We start from the raw sequence: 20,019 nt of genomic DNA, 5'->3' as shown, positions 1-20,019 counted from the left end.
CACATGGACACTTTCCCATTTTGTCCACGAGTGGTGCCAGGCACCCTTAATTCAAATAATGTTTGAGGAGCTCTGGGTATTGTTTTATTTCTTCTTTTCCTTTTTCGGTGATGGTGTAGATGCCGCGACTGACTTTTTCGAACCAGCCGTAGTAGTTTTGGGTTAGGATGGATAAGGTTTTTTCGCCCGTCCCCATTTTGCGCAGGGTTTTCGGGGATGTTGGCCCTTCCCGATCCAAATAACAGGCAATCTGAATGCAATTTTCCTTATATGCCGTCATGATTTTTGTTTTATTGCTGCCTCCGATATTATAATCGCCACTCCGCCCATTAATTTCCGTCAACAAACTCAATCTCTTTTTCTTATTCATCTGCATAGTTCTTTTCCTATCAAAAGGGGCAGGCGACAAAATAATTTCTGCCTTTGCCCCGCTTTTCAAGAAAGATACGATGATTAAACCAAGCTCCAGTCTTTTTAACAAGTGGCACATATCATGCCATTTCTTTGAGTACATCTTATACTTTGGCTTTGGAATAGCTATAAAGACGAGGTCTGTTAATTTCTGTCGATTCGCTGCTTGTATTAAGAGCTCCACTGTCAAATTCTTTTTCATTTCCACGATGATAAGCTCTTCTTCCTTCACAGCTGTTAAATCACAATCCTTTACCTCTCCATTCACCTCATACCCTTCCCGTACAAACAGCCTCCTGACTGGCTCATATAAATCCGCTTCATAAAGTTTCTTTTTTTCCATAGAAATCCTCTTCTTTTATCCTACATAGAATCTTTCAATTCCTGCAATTTCCTCTTTATCTCTTTTATTTTATCTAAGTTCTCTCCCTCTTGACCATATAAATCAACAAGCTCCATCTCTAGCAATGATATTTCATTTTCTAATTTTTGCTTTTCAGGACTAAGCTTCCGGCTGACCTCCCAATCTGTATAACTCCCTTTATAATGAGAAACCTGGCCTGCTTCTATTTCTATCACCCTATTCGCAACCTTTCTAAGCAAATAAGGGTCATGCGAAACAATAACCACTGAACCTGGGTATACAGCCAGAGCTTCCTCTATTTGTTCACGCGTACGAATATCTAAATAGTTTGTTGGCTCATCCATAACAAGCAGGTTTGCCTCAGAAAAGTACAGCTTCACAAACGCAACTCGGCATTTTTCCCCCATACTCAAATCCTTTATCTTCTTAAAAACATCCTCGCGGCGGAACAGGAAACATGCCAAAATCGTTCTAGCTTCCTCCTGCGTTAAATGTTCCAGTTCAAGAAGCTCTTCAAGAATGGTATTTTCCATATTTAATTGATCCAACTCTTGCATAAAATAACCAATTCTCAATTGAGGATTTCGTCGAACTTCTCCTTCTAGAGGATTAAGAATACCCGTTAAAAGCTTTAATAAGGTTGTTTTACCCGATCCGTTCTTCCCAACAACCGCCAAACGGTCTCCGCGCAAAATCTCCATCTCCAGGTGTTGGAAGAAAGGTGCATCCGCATGATATGAGAAAGACACATCCTTCATCCCTATCATCCGTTTTCCTTCAAAAGCCTCCGCATCAAAAACTGCCTCAATCCCCTTATTTTCTCTCGGTCTTTCCATTTTTTTATTATCTAATCGTTCCAACGCCTTTTCCTTCACCTTCACCTGCTTCGCATGCCGGCCAGCTTGTTTTTTAGCAAACGGGTTCCGTTCACTTGCCGAGTTCGACGCTTTTTGATACCACTGTTTATAGGTTTGAATAACTTCTAATAGTTTTTTTCTTTCTTGATTGTATTTTTTATACAATTCTTCAGCAGCATGCTGCTCTTCGTCATGCAACTTTTTATAAAAAGAGTACCCTCCATTGTACCGCTTAGTTCCTTTATCTGTTAGTTCATAGGTTATGTCCGCAACTTTGTCGATAAAATCACGTTCATGTGAAGTGAAAAGAACAGTACCTTTATATTGCCGAAGCCAGCCGACCAGCCACTCTACCGATTCGATATCCATATGGTTGGTCGGCTCATCTAATACAAGCATCTGAGGCTCCTTTATAAGTAACCTAGCTAACCTCACACGTGTTTTTTGTCCCCCGCTAAGCTCACGGAACGGAATATTCCACCATTCCTGCTCAATCCCAAGTTCTTTGGCCACCCTCTCCATCTTCATCTCCCACTCGTAACCCTGGAGATCCATATATTGCTGTAAAGTATTATTGTACTCCTCAATAAAACTAGCATCATCCTTCCAATGATCCTGCATATTTTCTAATTTATTTTTCACTTCATAACACTGTTCATTTTCCATGTATAGAAATTTTATCGTAGTGAGACCGACATCCACTTGTTCATCCATCATCCAGCCAATTTCCTCACGACTAATTCCGAATTCTAATTTTCCGCCTGTCTGCGAAACTTTTCCGCATAATACTTTTAACAAAGTGGTTTTCCCTACTCCATTATCACCTATTAAAGCAACATGATTTCCTCTTTGAATATCCAAGTTCACACCTTGAAAAATAAAAACTCCGTTTAATTCCACACTTAGATTATCTGTTTTTAATACGTACATATTGATCCCTCCATCTATAAAAAAATGAAACAAAAAAGCACAGACGACTGCCTGTGCTAAAATAGATGGATTCAATATATAACAAAAACAAGTAAAATCCCATTAGGAATCTTACCTCTAATAATCCGAAAAGACATATAAAAATAGACATACTAATCCCATCACTCTGACCATGCACAGGCAGAGTCCTTTTATGCTATAAGATTGTGTAGCGTAAAAGGTTATAGAATCATATCGTCTATTTTTGATGCCTCCTTTAAGAAATTACCTTTATTATAACATGATTTTTTGCAATCGCAATATTTTAATTGTCAAAACAGTGAGTCATTTCTTGCTTATCAATGTCCGACGCATATATGCATGCATCGCGATATTGCCAAAACTAGTTAGATTTCTAAATGCGGTGACTAGATCTGATATTGTGTTTATATAATGCAGATTGTCAGGTTTTTCCGCTCGGCAGACCAATGACTCCTCGATAGAACCTGCACGTACATTCAAATTCACACCATCAACCGCACGATTATCCCAAATGTTTGTAGAAAAACCGCCTGATTCTAACGCCCGCTTGTCAGGGTACACTTTTAATTTCATTTTTCATCGTAATCCCTCTTCTGAAACACAATCTCCTATAGGCAATCCGCTAATGAAAGGCATCGAGCATTTGTGAACGGAATAGGTACGAATTTTGTCACTTAATTCAAATATACATAGGCATAAAGCGGATGGTATAATATTCCACATAATAAGAAACAAGGAGGACAACTGTTTGAAAAAAAATCCCACGCAAGATATGTATGACTACAATGTCTGGGCAAACAAAGAAATCATTAATCACTTAAAAAAACTTCCTCAAGATATTTATCATCATGACTTACAAAGTGGCTTTACTTCCATTTCACAAGTGTTTACCCATATTTATCTGGTCGAACAGTTATGGTTCGAAATTATGGCAGGAAAAACAATGACTGAGGCCTTCGCACACGCAAATCAGCTTCAAAAAGAGCTAGAATCAAAGAGCCTTGAAGAAATGGAAAACCTCTATGACGACTTATCCCTCAAAAACAAGACATTTCTAAGCCAACAAGAAAATATGGACCAGGTCATTATCGTAAACAATCCTTATGCTGGTAAGTTGGAAACATCTAATAATGAATCCGTCCTTCATATTGTCACTCATGGCAATTACCACCGTGGAAATATTGCCACCATGCTAAGGGAACTTGGACACCCATCGGTGATGCAGGATTATGGGCTCTATTTATATAAAAGAGAGCATATTAATGCACAATAGTTGCATGTTTTTCAGAATATTTTACATTAATCCCTTTAAGTTCAACTTTTGCTTGCCGATGAAAACAATAGCATTAGTATTTATGCCGATAAGATTATTGATTTTCGGATAATGAATATCAAAAGCTATTAGAAAGTATTAACGTTGAGACTCTTTCAACAACTAACATAAGCAATAAAAGATGTTCGCGGAGGCATCTAAACCTTCACAGGAGAGTACTGATTGGGGAATTTTATACTCACACAAGTAGTGGCGGTATACGGGCAGTATACTATAGCGGAAATTATGGTGCTGAAAAAAACAATTTAGCAGAATCGGCTCTGGTGAAGTTAACAATATGTAAAAGGGATGAGGTAACCTTTGTAAAAAGTACCTCTAATGGAGCTGTTGCGCTATATACGAGTTCAAGTTTGACTGCTGGTGCTGTAAGACCTACTTAATCATTCATGAATTTCTTGGATATTAATCTAATGGAGAAACGCTTATGACAACAGAAAAACTAATTATTTGGGAACCTTTAGAAGATAATCCGTTTTGCAGGTATGATAATGAAATGTATTTTGTAGATGTGCATTATCAAAAAGATTTTGTCCTTATTTTTGAAGATATAAAGAACTTTAAAGAATATAGGTTCACTTATAAACAAGATAAAGCACAAACATATGCTATCATATCATTTCGCATCTTTGATGAGTTAGGAAGACCTGATATTGACGATCTTATCGGAAATGCTTGGAGAGAGAATGAAGGTACTCTCACTTATAAACCAACATTTTATAAAGTGGAAAACTCAAGTTGGATATCTTGGTATGACAGTATTTATCCTGCTAGGGTGGGCCTTTATCCTAACGCTGAACATCATTTGTATGTTACATCAGATTTTATGTTGGAAGTAATTAGTGAAAATGAACCCGTAATCACTGTTGAAAAACAATAAAAAAATAAGAAAGGTACAATGATGTACGTTTGTACTGATTGGGGTTTTTCCTTAACATTCCATTCATTATTTGAAAATGTCTAAAACGCAAATACTAGCGTTTTAGACGCACTTTCTTTTTTATTGGTCTTTAAAAAAAATTAGTCAGTCCTTCCCCAGTAAAGAGAGTAGGACTGACTTTAGTAATTTTATCGATATAATGTTGATTGGCTAAAACAGTACCTTTCACCCATTATATGGCAGCATTAAAGTTTAAATTTCTTTAATAGTGTTTGAAGGTCTTCTGCCATGTTTGATAGAGCATTCGCTGCATGAGAGATATCCCCCATGGATGCTACGTTTTCCTCCGTTGTGGCCGCAATTTCTTCTGCAGATGCAGAGTTTTCTTGGGCAATCGTAGCAAGTTCGTTCATGATAGATGTTATTTCTTGTACACTTGCCGTAATTTGTTGGGAGATTGCTGCAACATCTTCCATCTGTGGTGCTATTTTCTCCATGCCATTTAAAATGTCTTCAAATTTTTGAATGGTCTCATTGGAGACAGATAGACCCTCTTCCACCTTATTGGTTGCTTCTTCCATTGATTCGACTGATACGACCGTTTCCTTTTGAATTTCTATTACTAAATCCGCTATTTCCTGTGCAGAGTGTCTTGATTGTTCTGCAAGCTTACGAATTTCATCCGCCACTACCGCAAAGCCTTTTCCATGTTCACCTGCCCGTGCTGCCTCAATGGCTGCATTCAAAGCTAATAAGTTCGTTTGGTCTGCAATACCAGTAATCAATTCGATTATCGTTCCAATTTGATTAGATCGGTTAGATAAGATTTCCATCTTTTTATTAGTTTCACCGACTGTGTTATAAATATCCTTCATTTGTTCGACCGTACGTTTGACAAAAACCCCGCCTTCTTCAGCTACCTGTGTGGTATTCCTTGTTAATTCAGTAACCTGTGTCGTATTCTCTGCAACTCGTTGAATACCTTTAGAAATTTCATCCATTGATCTTGCATTACTTTTAATACCTGAAGATTGAATTTCGGCCCCTTTGGCTACCTGTTCAATCGTCGTAGCTACTTGCTCCGTTGCAATCTTTGTCTCTTCAGCACCAGCTGTCAGTTCCTCAGCCGATGCGGATAATTGAACAGAACTATCATCTATTTGTTGTATTAATTGTCTTAAATTTTCAGCCATTTCATTGAATGCATTTCCTAAATCTTGAATTTCATCTCTAGTATGAATCTCAATTTTTTGAGTTAAATTTCCTGCACTTATTTCTACTGCTACATTTTTCAAGCGGTGAAGTGGATTCGTTATAGAACGAATAACGAAAAATATGATAATTCCTCCGACGATAAAGGTAATAAGAATATCGATTCCAGTTGATATTAAAATTGGCATTGAAGCATCTGTCGTCTCCGAGGTATCCATAGTCCCGGCAATTTTCCAACCAGTCAACTTATTCGTAGCAAATAGCATCTTCTTGGATTGTCCATTTATTTCATACTTAAATTCACCGGATGCTTTTTTATAAAGATCATTGTAAAAGGATTGCTTAACCGAAGAACCTCCTTTGTTCATTGGACTGGCAATGAAGTTTTTCTTTCCGTCTAAAATCATTGCATACCCTTTCTTGCCAATGTTAATTTTATCGACTATGGTATTAAAGCTTTTTAAAGAAATATCAATACCTATTACACCAGAATTGTCATTTAGGGTTTTGGCAACTGTTACCACAACATCTTTTGTACTAGAAGAAATATACGGATCTGTAATAATTGTTTTTCCAGGATTATTCATTGCATCCTTGTACCAGGAGCGCTGTCTTGGATCATAGCCTGGTGCTACTTCACTATTCGGCGATTTAATCATCAATCCTGTTTCCGTTCCCACATATACTAGCTGAACATTTTTATGAAGATTTAAGTATTGGTCCAACTTGGTTCGGATACGCGGACTTTTGGCTCCTTGATAATCCTTAGCAGTTATTTTTCCCGAAAAATAGGTAGCATCATTGAAAAAGGGGGAAATAGTTGAATTGATTAATTCATTAAGAGTATCAACATTTTCATCTGCTGCCCTCATAAGCTGCTTATCAATATTTTGTTTGGAACTTTCATAGGAAATTAAACCGCTAATAACAAGTGGAATAATTAATATTAGTGCAAAAGAAATAATTAACTTTTTGCGGATAGAAAATCTTAATCCTTTCATTTATCGTAATCCTCTTTTCTTGTTGTTATTAATCTTAAAGCATTTTAAAATGGTCCACCTCTAACCTTATCGGACATTTGTGAAAAATAATTTAGTATTTATCATAAAGACAGAATTAGGTGAAGTTTCAATACTTTCCTTTTAATAAAGAAAAAGCCAGGTTTATGTAGTTACCTGGCTTTTTCAACGAGTATATCAGTAAATTTTTTTATCTCTTCAAACAGCGGTGAGTGCGCAGAATTCTCAAACCAAATCCATTGTTTTTCATCTGCGTCAATGGATTGAAACAATTCTTCAGTTAATTTGGGTGGGACGGTTAAATCATATTTTCCCATTAAAAAGTAAATCGGGATAGTTACCCTTTTAATGGCTTTTTTTAAATCAACTGTTTTCAGTTCATTGTGAAGAGCCTTTTTGCTAAAAACCTGTCCTGCTAAAAAGCGATGATAATCATGAAACTTATATTCCGAACCTTGTATGACATGTTTTATCATTGTTTTTAACAGTCTCCCTTCACGTGACATGCCTCCGCCTAACAAGTTCAAATATTTATTCAAAATACGTTCCTTTTTCGGATGTGTCCACGGTGGTTGCCCAATTTTGGTTAAACCTTTAATCGCCTTTTTATGATTTTGCTTTTTCGCCTTTTCCAGCAGAAGATGATAAGAGGCTTTTTCATTCTCTAAATAATTCGCTATTTGGGCAATCCCAAAATATTTATAAAAGAGGTCAGGTCTATGTTGGACAGCTAGTAGACCAATGATGGAGCCCCAGGAATGGGCTGCAAGATAAACTTTATTTTTCTTAAATCGTTCACGTACGTATTCCGTCAATACAATTAGATCATCTACAAAATGCTGGATGGTCATGGATTCTTTCGGGATAACAGGGGAATAGGACATTCCAGACCCCCTTTGATCCCAATTAACCACTATAAAGTGCCGTTCTAATTTCTTTTGAAAATGACGGATAAAACCAATTTGACTGGCACCTGGTCCCCCGTGAACCATTAATAATATTGGTTTTGTTGAATCCTCGCCACGAATATATATCCACTGCTTGATATCATTGAGTGGTAGTTCAAATAACTCTGAGATGGAATTTTCTTTATTTATGGGGAAAGCTTTTCCTCTAAACATAGGTCCGCGACCTTTCTATTTTTTAATCATCCCTTCTATTTTAAAACGAATGTTTTTATTTTACCAAGGGAATGAAATCCAAGGGATGATGTGGTAAATAGAGAAAGAGTATTTTTCCTATTATGCGGTTAATGGTCGCTCAAGACAATGATTGTTCTCATTTCCTTATCCAGCACAATCCACTAATAGCCAAAAAAGCCAGCCCTAGGCTGACTCTATTACAATTCAATATTAAAACGCTTTTCCTCTGACATTTCCTTAAACCCAACCGATTGTAGATATGTCAGCCCGGAAGTAAGCAGATTTCTTCCCAGGCCCAGTTTTCGATAAGTCTCTTTTACAAAGAGATCTTCAATCACTCCCACTGGTTCTTCTAAATCCTCCCAAGCCATTATACCTCCTACTATATCCTTTCCGTCGAATGCTGTAATCGCAGTCCAATTTGGTTTTCCTTTAAATTCCAACAATCTTTCCATTCCCAGCGGATTGTCTGGCCAAATTTCTTTTTCTGTCTGCAAATATTGATTTTGTTCTTCTTTATTCATCTTCCAGTGTCGTATCTCAATTCTTTGCAGTGAATTTTCGAATGCATTAACCTCCTCCGTCATATCCTGCGCCATTCCATATAAACTGTTGAGAGGTTTAAAGCCTTATGATAGATATATTGGTGGCCGAGAAAAGAGGCATATACGTGGAATTTTTGCGACAGTACAGCCGATTGTTGTTTTGGAGGAAGGCAGCAGTCCTGATTTAAAGCATAAAATTTTTATCAATATTAAAATCCACCCTGATGTTTTTGTTGGGGAAAAGCTTATTGGCAAAGGACATTTCCTCATTAATAACTGTTCCAATGTTATCCTCCATTTTCACAAATCTTTTTATAGCGGACTTGGCGACCAAACCATTTAACATATTACTATTAGGAGTCTTTAAACTATCTAAATTCACTCATATTTCAGTATACTCAGAACTTCCTACTAGACATTTCAATCTGTTTCCTTTAAATTTTCAGTATAGGTAGAAATTTCTAAAAGGGAGTGGGTTCATTTGGTAACTTTTAAAAAACCGGACATCGAGAATTTTTATCGTACATTCAGTATTCAAGCTTTCACCGTGAGTCCTGATGAAAAGCAATTAGTTTTCAGTACCAATTTGACAGGGAAATACAATCTTTGGGCAATGGATTTGCCAAATCAATATCCTTATCCACTCACATTTGTTAATCAAAACTGCCATGCGCTGACCTATTCACATGACGGGCGTTTTCTTGTTGTGGGCTTTGATCAGGATGGTGATGAAAACGCACAGCTTTATGCGCTTCCTCCCGCTGGCGGTGAGCTTGTTCCGCTTCGCACAGCAGAAGGTCATCGTCATATGCATCCTATATTATCAAAGGATGATAAGAGGCTGTATTATACTTCTACGAAAAACAATGAAACGTTTCTAAATATTTACCGATATGATTTGGAAAAAGAAGAAGAGAGTGTTGTCTTTGAAGGTGAAGATGCTGCCAGCTTTTTGTTGACTGTAAATGAAGAGGAAACAAGCTTTGTCTACATAAAACAATTTGCCAATACTTATGCACCTGGCTATCTTTATCAAGATGGAAAATCCTATTCACTTACACCAGAAACAGAGGAACAATTTACGGTTGGGGATGGTATATTTGTAGAAAAGCAATATTATTTTGTCACGACATTTGGAGAGGATTTTTCATACTTAGCAAAGTTCAACCTAGAAACACATGAATTTTCAAAGGTTCTTTCTTTGGAAAAAGAAGAGCTTGGCAGTGTAAGTCACGATAAAAAATCAAATTCTCTTTATTTACTTTCTTCCAAAGGTGTAAATGATTATTTATACCAATATGATTTGGCATCCGGTTCCTTGCAAAAAGTGGAATTGCCTGCAACGGTTGTAGTAGGTATCAAAGTAGCCGAAAGCGGAAATGTCTATCTTTTAGCTGGTACGGCTAATAAACCGTATAATATTTTCTTAAAAGAAGCAGGAAGCGAAGACTGGAAACAGCTAACGAATCTTGGGGTGCCTGGGGTTAAGGAAGAGGATCTTGCTGTTCCGGAAGTCCTCACTTATCCTTCTTATGATGGCTTAGCTATTGAGGCACTATTTTTCAAACCGAAAGACGATGTGAATAATGGGCATGTGATTCTTTGGCCGCATGGCGGACCGCAAGCTGCAGAGCGAAATAATTTCCGCGCGATGTTCCAATTCCTCGTAAACAGAGGCTATAGCATTTTCGCTCCTAACTTCAGAGGATCTACTGGGTATGGCCTAGCCTATACAAAAATGGTTGAAGGTAACTGGGGAGAAGGTCCTCGCTTAGACAATATAGCTGGCCTGGAATATCTTTATGAAAATGGATTAGCAGACAGAGATAAAACATTGCTGCTGGGTGGAAGCTTTGGCGGTTATATGGCATTGTTGTTACACGGTCGTCATCCAGAGTACTTCAAAGCCGTTGTCGATATCTTTGGACCATCCAACCTGTTCTCGTTTATTGAGTCTGTTCCAGCTCATTGGAAGCCAATTATGAATCAATGGGTAGGAGATCCTGATAAGGATTACGACAAGTTAACTGAATACTCTCCTATCACTTACTTGGATAATATGACCAAACCAATGCTTGTCATCCAAGGTGCGAACGATCCAAGGGTGGTAAAGAAAGAATCCGACCAAATTGTAAAAGCCCTTCAAGATAATGGTGTAGATGTAAAATACCTCGTTCTCGAGGATGAAGGCCACGGATTCTCGAAGAAGTCTAATGAGATTTTGGTGAACCGTACTATACTAGAATTTTTCGATCAATTCGTTACTGAGAAGGTAACAAATTAAGCTGAACAAGGAGCGCAAGCACCTTGCTATAACGGCGTACAGATGAGTAACATTTTGAAGTTTATTTTTCCCTACGTAGTCACAGGCAAGACAAATTAAAAAGCTGAGCGATGTTTCACTCAGCTTTTGACTTTTCCTAAGAATTCCTTGTTCTCTCCCATTCGGTCTTCTATTTCAAAGCCAGGTCCCTCATCAAATCCATTCATTGTTCATTCTTTCCCTCTTTGCGGTCGAATCACTTGATATAATTCGATTACATTTCCATCCGGGTCACGGAGATGAGATACTCTGGATCCCCAAGCAGTCTGATCATGCGGTAGATTGATGAATTTAACACCTTTTTCCACTAAGTTCTTGTAAGTTTCGTCCACATCATCTACTTCGAATTGAAGCAAGAACTTTGAATAGATATCCGTATTTGCAGCACCGTCTTCTCCGATAACACTTGTTATTTTTGAGCGAGAAAAAAGGGCTAATTGTTTTTCTTCAAAATAAGCATATTCTTGTTCATCATTATGCCATTCCGAAAATCCGAGAACATCTCTGTAAAAGATTAAGCTTTCCTGAAAATCATTTACCAACAGCCTAACTGCATGAAATTCCATCGAACTCCTCCCCTACCAATAGTAAACAATCTTTATATTCTTTATGAACTGAAAATATCCTTCTTTATGAGTTCTTAACAGACTCTTTATTTGTTCCGTTCCGGTTCTGCCAAGCTAGATGGATGCTTTTTATTTTTGCTGCACCCCATTGATGAAGAAAATAGATGGCTTCTACAACAGCAACACCGCCAATTAAGTCAAACAATACATGCTGTTTCACAAATAGAATGGAAACCATGATGAGAAGCGACATAAGGGAAACACCGATTCTAATTGGTCTTGGAATATTTTTAGCTGATTGAAATCCTTTTAAAATCAAATAAGATGTTAGAACATGTGTACTCGGGAAGCAATTATACGGTTCATCTAATTGATAGACAGAGCGAACCATATTTGTTAGCAAATCATGACCGGATAAAGTTGGTCTTGGTACATGCGTTTGGAAGATGGAATAAATTCCGTAACAAATCAAAAGCCCAATGTTGAAATATATTAAAGTCCGATAATACATTTGGCGATTCTTTACGCAGAGGTATACTAACGCAGCCAAAATAAACACAAACCAAGAAACATATGGAATGATAAAAATTTTAATAAACGGAATATGACGGTCAAGATCAGTAACCAAGCTATATGCCTTAATGCTTTGATGATTTAATATAACATATAAGGTTCCTAACAATGGAATGGATATTAACCAGCATAGTGCCATCAATTGGGATGAAATGGTTTTGCACTTCATTCAATGTCACCCTCTTATTATTTTATGAATATAGCATAACTTGTGGAAAACAGTTCACCAAGGAACCTTTTACATATTTTTCAGTACATCTCAGGGCGTAGTTACCCCTTTTTAGTATTTTATTTTTAAAGACCAGGATTGTAGATAGGATACCGCCCGTTTTTTTAATGAACTGCAATTACTATTGTATAGGGGGAAAATTAAAATTGAATGAAAGGATATTATGGAAGAAAAGAAATTATGTTGAATTAATTTTCCAGAGATACAAAAGCAAGCATTTTGTGGATGCTTGCTTTTGTTTCCTTCTATAAAGTTATGCCTTCTACATGTATTACCGATTAAAATGTTCATTGTATCTGCTTAGCTAATATATCTTCTAAAAACAACCTTAAATCTTCTCGTAATTCCTCCTTTTTAAGTGCCATTTCAATTGTTGTCTGAATAAACCCGAGTTTATCACCAACATCATACCTCTTACCTTCAAATTTATAAGCAAAAACTCTTTGAATCTTATTTAAAGCACTTATTGCATCTGTAAGTTGAATTTCTCCGCCTGTACCTACTTCTTGATTCTCTAAAAACATGAAAATTTCTGGAGTTAAGATGTATCTTCCCATGATAGCTAAATCTGACGGTGCAGAGCCCAGAGGTGGTTTTTCTACAAATTGTCTTACTTGATAAATAGAACCGTCCTGTTCAATAGGGTCCACAATTCCGTATCGTGATGTTTCCTTTTCCGGAACGTTTTGGACACCAATTACAGGTGCTTGTATCTTCTTATAAACATCCATCATTTGTTTTAGACAAGGTGTTTCAGCCTGGACTATATCATCCCCTAACAAAACTGCAAATGGTTCATTTCCGATAAATTTTCGTGCACACCATACTGCATGTCCAAGTCCTTTCGGGTTCTTTTGCCTAATATAATGTAAGTCAACTTTGGATGTTTCCTTAACCTTTTCAAGGAGATCAAATTTCCCTTTAGCCAGCAAGTTTTCTTCCAATTCCAAGGCATGATCAAAATGATCCTCTATGGCTCTTTTTCCTTTACCTGTTACAATGATGATATCTTCAATTCCCGACTCTATTGCTTCTTCAATAATATACTGAATGGTCGGCTTATCTACGATAGGAAGCATTTCTTTTGGCATTGCTTTCGTAGCTGGGAGGAACCTTGTTCCTAATCCAGCAGCGGGAATAATTGCTTTGCGAATCTGTTTCACTAGACTCTCTCCTTTGATCAAGTTATTTTTTACATGGAACAAATCATATTCTCGAAAACACTATTCCAATCTTTCGTTTTCGCGAGTTGCTTTCGTAATCGTACATTCGTTTCTTGTCTTTTATTTTTCTCCAACTGCTCACATACCTGAATAAATTCTTCCGGATTATCTTTTTCTAACAGATGATATACAAATTTTTGTGTATATTTTTTAGTTGACGGTAAATGAACGCCAATAACAGGTTTACCAGATGCAAGAAACTCAAATAATTTAAGGGGAAATACCGCCTGATTATATTGCGATGGTTTATAAGGCATAATCCCTATATCAATCAAGTTCATATATTTTGGAACATCTGTGGGTGGAACACTGTCTATCCATACTACATTCTCCTCTTTTATAACCTGTTTAAATTCAGAGTCTGAATTTGTTCCATCTGGGCCAACAAATAAGATAAGCCAATCCCTTCTTTTTCTTGCTACCTTCTGAATCAATTCAAAATCAAGCTTTGGTTTAATACCGCCAATATACCCTAGAACAGTGCCATCAAAATCTGCGGGCAAAATCTTTTCCATTTTATCTTGTTCACTAGCAAATAATTCAAATTCCACACCATTTTCTAAGGTATAAACATTTTCATGTATTTGCCGTTTTTCAACAATTCGACTCCGCAAATAATCGGAGGTACAATAAACAGTGTCAGCCTTTTGGATAATTCGATTTTCTGCTTTTGAAATTAGCTTTTGTCTGAATACAGAAGTGAGAGAGCTTTTTCCACTAATCGGTGCAGTCCATAAATCACTGCAATCATACACCACCTTATTCCATGAAAAAATGTCAGAAAGCAAAGGGAATCCAGGAAATGTATACCACAGATATATTTGATAGTTTCGATGATATTGTTCCAAATATAAAACAAGTTGCCGCATTTTAGCTTTGTAAAAGCTGTCTATATAGCGTCCAAAGCGAAATAGTTTATGCGGTAATATATCTTGGATTAGGTATTGCGTAATATTGTTAGATAATTTTTGAAAATTAGTATCTACCTTGCGCGGCGTCGGACATACCCAAATTATTTCTTGGGTATCCGGTTGATGGGATAAGAACTCTGCAAACCGATGCCTTCGATATCGGAGATGATCTGTCTCCCATTCTCCTGCAGCTACAATAATATGTATGTTTTTCATAGGTTCCATTCCCTCTTTTATATTCTCTTTACTACAGCATGAAAAGCATAATGCGAAAAGCACCATAATGCTTTAAACCAATTAAGCTTTTCCAATTTACGATAAACATACCAATTCATTTTGGCAGCTTTCCATTTATTTTTGGAGATAGAAGGTTGCCCAATTCGATATTCAGCTAAAGTTTCATTTAGACCATAAGCAAAAACACCTTTTTTTAATATCGCTAGCCAAGTTGCTAAATCCTGCCTCGTCCGTATATTCGGCATTTGAAAGGAACCAATCTTTTTTCGGTCAATCATAACCGTTAAACATCCAATAATAGTATTCTTTAACATATCATTATAGGAAATTTGTAAAGGCACAGAAACTTTCTTTTTTAATAAGACTCCATCATGCGAAATATATTCGTATCCTGTATATGTAAACGCGTAATCATTACTTTCCATAAAGAGAAGTTGTTTATCAAGTTTTTCCGGCTTCCAACAATCATCACTATCCAGGAAGGCAATATATCTTCCCCTTGCTTTTTCTAATGCGATATTTCGGGCTAGCGCTGGACCCTTATTTTCTTGTAAAAAGATCGTATGGATTCTGTCATCCTCTTCCTCATATTTAGATAATATGATCCTAGTATTATCAGTTGATCCATCATCAACAATAATCATTTCCCAGTCTTTAAATGTCTGATTCCTTACAGATTCAATCGTTTTTTCTATGAACCTTGCAGAGTTATAGGCAGGTGTGATAATAGAAACGGTTGGATGCTTTAAAGGCATGAGATTTTCCTCCTTTTAATTTGACTGGTCCCGAATAAATTCAGGAATCAAAATAAAGAATAAGGCAAATGTAATTCCTAATAGTCCACCTAATACCGCTCTTTCCTTTGAACTTATAGCTCTATTTTCTAGCTCTACATTTTCTAAATCTGCGGACTTTAATAGAGATGCTGGTTTGATATCTTGAAGATCATTCTGTAATTCATAGAGGAATCGTTGTTGATCCACAATGGTATCCTTGCTTACCTCTGCATTTTTCACCGTTTGGATTGTTTTTTGAATGATATTTTTTTTTTCAGTAAATCTCTCATGATCGTATGTTAGAAAGGAATCCGTAATTTCGCTTAGTATTTGGACTGCTTTTTCTTTTGATTTTTCCGTATACGAAAGCTTTATCCTATCCTCCGCTACATCTAATACTTGCAGATTCCCTACAATCTGATTTTGCTTTTCATTCCATAGTTCCGTTACATAGTTCTGGTAGAAAGGTATATTAGTTAGTAAGGTATTCACTTGTTTTGAACTATTTAAATCCGCGTTTCCGTAGTTTCCTAATGAAATAGTCGCCACTGCTGTGTATAACGAATTTTCTTTTCCTACCGGCAAAATCCAGCCAATTCCCGCTAAAATTAGGGGGATTATTACAAGTAGGATGAAGTATTTTTTGTAATGTGCTTTTACCCTGTTCCTAATAAGTTCCATTTAAACCTTGCCCCTTAGTGTTAAATTTCTGTTTGGATTGATTGTTTTTCAGTACATTTACAGTCGAAATGACAAATCCAAGAAATACCCAATGAAAGTACAGGTTACTGACAGAACTAGGACTAATACTTGAGACTAGAAAGGAAATAAGTCCCAGCATGCAAGCCTCCATAATCCCTTTTTGTTCCAAGCCTCTCTTTGCTTTATATACTTTATACAGACTATAAAATAGATATAAATATAGGGTAATATAGCCACAAAATATGACTATGCCAAAATTTCCTATAATTTCTGCAAGCCAATTATGTACTTCTAAAACATGGTTTGTGTCGTAGATGGCTTCATTTTTTAAATAAAATGGAATATTCCCAGCACCTACTCCAAAACCGAAAGTTTCTAATACAAAGTGCAAGTCATTCTTTAACAAATTTAGCCTAACCATATTGGAGGATGTCTGGTTAATCGGATTGAAGAATAATCCTAATAATGATGTTATTTTTTTCAGAAAGATGACTGAGCCAGCAATAACCATAAACGAACAAACGAACACCGCAATCTTCTTGATAGTTCTAGGAAGGATAATAAACAGATAGGATATAACTCCAACCATTATCCCGAGCAAGCTTGCACGGGATTCCGTTAAATAAATGATGTATACACTAAGTAAACCTAGCAATATCGATAAAGATTTTATCCATACACTCTTACTATTTATTGCCGCAGAAAAATAGAAAAAGAATGATATGGAAAGAAAAGTGGCAAAGTCGTTTTGATTAAAAAAAACGGCAGTCGGATACGACATTTTGTAATCCGGCCCACCATAAAGCGTTGAGGTGGGAAGTTGGACATGCCCGAAATGGTTTATCAAACCTAATATCAATAGAACCGTCGTCATCAACATCCAAATTCCGTAAAAAATATTTAGATGGGTATACTTTTGAAAAATAAAAACTGCCAGATAGACAAACAAGACCCCGGTGCCAATCAGTACCATATATTTAAAACCATCCAACACGGATTTGGACCATAATAATGAAACAAAACCATAGGCCATCCAAAACAATAAAAAGAATAATATTGGTTTCACATTGACTCGATTCCAATTCAAGACACCATTCTTTTCCTTCCACCAAAAGATAAGAAAAATAATTGCCTCCAATATTAACACTATTCTGTATAAGAACAAGTTGAAGAAACCAATATGAATACTTAACACTGATTGGTTAAGAAAAGTCGTCATGACCAAAAAGTACATCATACCGATCAGTAGCCTACCGGGATTCACATATTGTTTTGCAATAAAGATATATAATAGTAGCACTCCAACCAGGAACGGAAGAAAATAAATCTGACTCTTCAGTTTTATAAATAAAATAGCATCCAAAATTCCTATTAATAGGAAAGTTGCAGCAAATACCGCTTGTATAATTCTGCGATTATCCGTCATCTGACCAATAGCTCCCTTTTTTCTTTAATTATGTAAAAGCGGCATTTTTCGTTTCTTTCCATAATATTGAATTGTTTCGTTCAACCCATGTGAAAGATTGATTAATGGCTCCCAATTTAATAGTTCCTTCGTTTCCTTATTCGAAAGAATACTATGCCGAATATCTCCAGGACGATCTTCTTGATGGATTGCTATTACATCAGATTTTGCCGCGTCCCTCATCATTTGGAATAGCTCATTAATAGAAACGGATTGGCATGATGAAACATTCACACATATATTATCTTTTACGAAAAGGGCCTTTACATTTGCCTTGGCAACATCCTTAACATAGATGAAATCTCTGGTTTGCTCTCCATCTCCGTATATTACTGGCGACATATGTTTAGTTAAGCGGTCAGAAAAAATCGCCACTACCCCGCCTTCTCCTTTAGCATCCTGTCTAGGTCCGTAGACATTGCTGTATCGCAGAATGCTGTATGGCAGTTTATATAGTTTGTTTGACATTTGAAGATATTGCTCAACGGTCAATTTACTAATTCCATATGGAGACTCCGGATTAGTAGAATGATTGATTTGCACTGGTAATGTAACAGGATTTCCGTAAACAGCTGCAGAAGAAGCAAAAACAATCTTTTTTACACTACATTTTATAGCTGCATCGATGACGTGCAAGGACCCCTTTATATTTACATTTTCATCAAAAAGCGGATTTTGGACTGATTCCGATACACTTACTTGTGCAGCTTGATGAATAATATAGTCTGGTTGTAGTGAAACAATGAAATCTATTATACTTTCCTTAGTTATATCATGATAAAAAAGCTTAATAGGGAGCTTTTCAATATTCATTCTATTACCAGTTGAAAAATTATCGATAACAATTACTTCAAAATTTTGCTGAAGCAATTCCTCTACTATATGTGATTCTATAAAGCCAGCACCGCCGGTTACAAGCACTCTATTCATCAGAAAATACCTCCTAAATGGCCTTCGAAATGATTGTTCCCTTATTGATTGGTTGTCTACCAATCGATAAGTAGGTAAACCCGAATTCCTGCATAGTTTCCAAATCAAAGATATTTCGACCATCAACAATAAGGGGCTGTCTCATTAATTCTTTCACCTTATTTAAATCTAAATGCTTTACTTGCAACCAATCCGTTAATATTAAGCAGGCATCTGCATTTTCTAATGTTTCATAGATATCTTTAAAATATAAACACTGATAGCCAAGTTGTTTTTTTGTTTCCTCTACTGCAATTGGATCGAATGCCCGAACGGTTGCTCCATTCACCGACAAGTAAGGAATAATATCTAATGCCGGCGACGATCTAATATCGTTTGTATCAGGTTTAAAGGCTAAGCCTAGAACACTAATTGTTTTTCCATTTAATGTGCCTAAGGCATCCTTAAGTTTCTCTACAATTTTTACCCGTTGCCCCTCATTAGTTTCCATAACAGCTTTTATTAATTTAAAGTCATAGCCGCATTTTTGGGAAATATGTACGAGAGCAGCAGTATCCTTTGGAAAACAAGAGCCTCCAAATCCAATGCCAGCCTGCAGAAATTTATTACCTATTCGACTATCTAAACCAATTCCTTCAGAGACCTTTGTAACATCAGCTCCAACTCGTTCACAAATGTTCGCGATATCATTAATAAATGATATCTTTGTAGCTAGAAATGCATTTGCTGCATATTTAATGATTTCAGCAGTTTCAAGGGAAACTCTCAATATTGTGGATGTAAAGGGCTGGTGCAATTCTGAAATGATTTGATATGCCATGTCACTTTCCGTACCGATTACTGCCCGTTCCATATTCAAAGTTTCTTTAATAGCCGCACCTTCCCGCAAAAACTCAGGATTAGATACTATATCAAATGGATAATCTTCACGTAAATGTTGCTTTATTATCGATTCAATCAGTCTTCCTGTACCTACAGGAACTGTACTTTTAGTCACAATAACCTTATAACTATTCACATTTTCACCGATAGTTTTTGCTACTTGTTCAACAAAGGATAGGTCTGCTTCACCTGATGGTGACATTGGTGTACCAACAGCTATATAAATCACTTCAGCTTCCCGAATAGCCTGCTTTATGTTAGAGGTAAAGCAAAGTGTTCCTTTCTTAACATTTTTCTCAATTAGCTCTTTTAATCCCGGTTCATAAATAGGGACTCCCCCTTGCAAAAGGTTATTGATCTTCCTTTCATCATTATCACAGCAGATAACTTGGTTTCCTGACTCTGCAAAGCAAGTTCCTGATACAAGACCTACATACCCTGTGCCAATAACAGTAATTTTCTTCATAAGTTACTCCCCTTTCTAATTGGAA

18 protein-coding genes are annotated in these 20,019 nt (G+C 36.6%); 3 read left to right on the top strand and 15 right to left on the bottom strand.

Features of this window, described 5'->3' with window-relative positions:
* Positions 1-46: 46 nt before the first annotated feature.
* The 3 genes from CWO92_RS13015 to CWO92_RS25455 all read right to left on the bottom strand — a co-directional run bounded on the left by CWO92_RS13015 (position 47) and on the right by CWO92_RS25455 (position 3,156).
* The gene (locus CWO92_RS13015) at positions 47-754 is read right to left on the bottom strand and encodes a DUF2161 domain-containing phosphodiesterase (RefSeq protein WP_101354648.1); all 708 of its coding nucleotides are present in this window, start codon (positions 752-754) and stop codon (positions 47-49) included.
* A 20-nt stretch (positions 755-774) separates the two neighbouring features.
* Positions 775-2,562, bottom strand: coding sequence for a ribosomal protection-like ABC-F family protein (gene abc-f, locus CWO92_RS13010; RefSeq protein ID WP_101354647.1), 1,788 nt, complete (start codon positions 2,560-2,562; stop codon positions 775-777).
* 324 nt (positions 2,563-2,886) lie between these two features.
* Positions 2,887-3,156, bottom strand: a complete 270-nt coding sequence (locus tag CWO92_RS25455; RefSeq protein WP_101354646.1) for a hypothetical protein — start codon at positions 3,154-3,156, stop codon at positions 2,887-2,889.
* Between the two features lie 199 nt (positions 3,157-3,355).
* Here CWO92_RS25455 and CWO92_RS13000 point away from each other — a divergent pair, with 199 nt between their 5' ends.
* Together CWO92_RS13000 and CWO92_RS12995 are read left to right on the top strand one after the other, a co-directional pair.
* Positions 3,356-3,856, top strand: coding sequence for a DinB family protein (locus CWO92_RS13000; protein WP_101354729.1), 501 nt, complete (start codon positions 3,356-3,358; stop codon positions 3,854-3,856).
* Positions 3,857-4,340: 484 nt separating this feature from the next.
* Positions 4,341-4,793 (top strand): hypothetical protein, encoded by a 453-nt coding sequence (locus tag CWO92_RS12995; RefSeq protein WP_101354645.1) that lies wholly within the window; start codon positions 4,341-4,343, stop codon positions 4,791-4,793.
* Positions 4,794-5,038: 245 nt separating this feature from the next.
* Here CWO92_RS12995 and CWO92_RS12990 read toward each other — a convergent pair whose 3' ends face one another.
* From CWO92_RS12990 to CWO92_RS12980, 3 genes are all read right to left on the bottom strand, one after another.
* On the bottom strand, positions 5,039-7,006 hold the full coding sequence (locus CWO92_RS12990) for a methyl-accepting chemotaxis protein (RefSeq protein ID WP_101354644.1): 1,968 nt from the start codon (positions 7,004-7,006) through the stop codon (positions 5,039-5,041).
* 170 nt (positions 7,007-7,176) lie between these two features.
* Positions 7,177-8,145 (bottom strand): alpha/beta fold hydrolase, encoded by a 969-nt coding sequence (locus tag CWO92_RS12985; RefSeq protein ID WP_101354643.1) that lies wholly within the window; start codon positions 8,143-8,145, stop codon positions 7,177-7,179.
* A gap of 218 nt (positions 8,146-8,363) precedes the next feature.
* On the bottom strand, positions 8,364-8,753 hold the full coding sequence (locus CWO92_RS12980) for a GNAT family N-acetyltransferase (protein WP_158175553.1): 390 nt from the start codon (positions 8,751-8,753) through the stop codon (positions 8,364-8,366).
* 439 nt (positions 8,754-9,192) lie between these two features.
* Between CWO92_RS12980 and CWO92_RS12970 the strand changes: the two genes are divergently transcribed.
* Entirely contained in the window at positions 9,193-10,995 is a 1,803-nt protein-coding gene (locus tag CWO92_RS12970) for a S9 family peptidase (protein ID WP_101354640.1), read from the top strand.
* 209 nt (positions 10,996-11,204) lie between these two features.
* Here the strand turns inward: CWO92_RS12970 and CWO92_RS12965 are convergent, their stop codons facing one another.
* From CWO92_RS12965 to tuaD, 9 genes are all read right to left on the bottom strand, one after another.
* The gene (locus CWO92_RS12965) at positions 11,205-11,600 is read right to left on the bottom strand and encodes a VOC family protein (RefSeq protein WP_101354639.1); all 396 of its coding nucleotides are present in this window, start codon (positions 11,598-11,600) and stop codon (positions 11,205-11,207) included.
* A gap of 64 nt (positions 11,601-11,664) precedes the next feature.
* Positions 11,665-12,342, bottom strand: a complete 678-nt coding sequence (locus CWO92_RS12960; RefSeq protein WP_101354638.1) for a phosphatase PAP2 family protein — start codon at positions 12,340-12,342, stop codon at positions 11,665-11,667.
* A 347-nt stretch (positions 12,343-12,689) separates the two neighbouring features.
* Positions 12,690-13,565 carry a UTP--glucose-1-phosphate uridylyltransferase GalU gene (gene galU / locus CWO92_RS12955; protein ID WP_101354637.1) on the bottom strand — a complete coding sequence of 292 codons (876 nt, stop codon included), beginning with the start codon at positions 13,563-13,565 and terminating at the stop codon, positions 12,690-12,692.
* 29 nt (positions 13,566-13,594) lie between these two features.
* Entirely contained in the window at positions 13,595-14,761 is a 1,167-nt protein-coding gene (gene tuaH / locus CWO92_RS12950; RefSeq protein ID WP_101354636.1) for a teichuronic acid biosynthesis protein TuaH, read from the bottom strand.
* Between the two features lie 8 nt (positions 14,762-14,769).
* Positions 14,770-15,528 (bottom strand): teichuronic acid biosynthesis protein TuaG, encoded by a 759-nt coding sequence (tuaG, locus tag CWO92_RS12945; RefSeq protein ID WP_101354635.1) that lies wholly within the window; start codon positions 15,526-15,528, stop codon positions 14,770-14,772.
* 15 nt (positions 15,529-15,543) lie between these two features.
* Positions 15,544-16,230 (bottom strand): hypothetical protein, encoded by a 687-nt coding sequence (locus CWO92_RS12940; protein ID WP_101354634.1) that lies wholly within the window; start codon positions 16,228-16,230, stop codon positions 15,544-15,546.
* Positions 16,217-17,677, bottom strand: coding sequence for a teichuronic acid biosynthesis protein TuaE (gene tuaE / locus CWO92_RS12935; protein WP_101354633.1), 1,461 nt, complete (start codon positions 17,675-17,677; stop codon positions 16,217-16,219). Before tuaE ends, CWO92_RS12940 begins: the two co-directional genes overlap by 14 nt.
* Positions 17,678-17,701: 24 nt before the next feature.
* Positions 17,702-18,646, bottom strand: a complete 945-nt coding sequence (locus CWO92_RS12930) for an NAD-dependent epimerase/dehydratase family protein (protein WP_101354632.1) — start codon at positions 18,644-18,646, stop codon at positions 17,702-17,704.
* Positions 18,647-18,659: 13 nt separating this feature from the next.
* On the bottom strand, positions 18,660-19,994 hold the full coding sequence (tuaD, locus tag CWO92_RS12925; RefSeq protein WP_101354631.1) for a UDP-glucose 6-dehydrogenase TuaD: 1,335 nt from the start codon (positions 19,992-19,994) through the stop codon (positions 18,660-18,662).
* Between the last annotated feature and the right edge of the window lie 25 nt (positions 19,995-20,019).

The sequence above is a fragment of the Heyndrickxia camelliae genome, assembly GCF_002844575.1.
GTDB classification, from domain to species: domain Bacteria; phylum Bacillota; class Bacilli; order Bacillales; family Bacillaceae_C; genus Margalitia; species Margalitia camelliae.
Note: the sequence above shows the minus strand (reverse complement) of the source record. Positions and strands in the feature narration are given on the sequence as shown.

Excerpts from the sequence above, each read along its gene's own strand:
- CWO92_RS13015 (WP_101354648.1), bottom strand. The coding sequence starts at position 754 with ATGGAAAAAAAGAAACTTTATGAAGCGGATTTATATGAGCCAGTCAGG.
- abc-f (WP_101354647.1), bottom strand. The coding sequence starts at position 2,562 with ATGTACGTATTAAAAACAGATAATCTAAGTGTGGAATTAAACGGAGTT.
- CWO92_RS25455 (WP_101354646.1), bottom strand. The coding sequence starts at position 3,156 with ATGAAATTAAAAGTGTACCCTGACAAGCGGGCGTTAGAATCAGGCGGT.
- CWO92_RS13000 (WP_101354729.1), top strand. The coding sequence starts at position 3,356 with ATGTATGACTACAATGTCTGGGCAAACAAAGAAATCATTAATCACTTA.
- CWO92_RS12995 (WP_101354645.1), top strand. The coding sequence starts at position 4,341 with ATGACAACAGAAAAACTAATTATTTGGGAACCTTTAGAAGATAATCCG.
- CWO92_RS12990 (WP_101354644.1), bottom strand. The coding sequence starts at position 7,006 with ATGAAAGGATTAAGATTTTCTATCCGCAAAAAGTTAATTATTTCTTTT.
- CWO92_RS12985 (WP_101354643.1), bottom strand. The coding sequence starts at position 8,145 with ATGTTTAGAGGAAAAGCTTTCCCCATAAATAAAGAAAATTCCATCTCA.
- CWO92_RS12980 (WP_158175553.1), bottom strand. The coding sequence starts at position 8,753 with ATGACGGAGGAGGTTAATGCATTCGAAAATTCACTGCAAAGAATTGAG.
- CWO92_RS12965 (WP_101354639.1), bottom strand. The coding sequence starts at position 11,600 with ATGGAATTTCATGCAGTTAGGCTGTTGGTAAATGATTTTCAGGAAAGC.
- CWO92_RS12960 (WP_101354638.1), bottom strand. The coding sequence starts at position 12,342 with ATGAAGTGCAAAACCATTTCATCCCAATTGATGGCACTATGCTGGTTA.
- tuaH (WP_101354636.1), bottom strand. The coding sequence starts at position 14,761 with ATGGAACCTATGAAAAACATACATATTATTGTAGCTGCAGGAGAATGG.
- tuaG (WP_101354635.1), bottom strand. The coding sequence starts at position 15,528 with ATGCCTTTAAAGCATCCAACCGTTTCTATTATCACACCTGCCTATAAC.
- CWO92_RS12940 (WP_101354634.1), bottom strand. The coding sequence starts at position 16,230 with ATGGAACTTATTAGGAACAGGGTAAAAGCACATTACAAAAAATACTTC.
- tuaE (WP_101354633.1), bottom strand. The coding sequence starts at position 17,677 with ATGACGGATAATCGCAGAATTATACAAGCGGTATTTGCTGCAACTTTC.
- CWO92_RS12930 (WP_101354632.1), bottom strand. The coding sequence starts at position 18,646 with ATGAATAGAGTGCTTGTAACCGGCGGTGCTGGCTTTATAGAATCACAT.
- tuaD (WP_101354631.1), bottom strand. The coding sequence starts at position 19,994 with ATGAAGAAAATTACTGTTATTGGCACAGGGTATGTAGGTCTTGTATCA.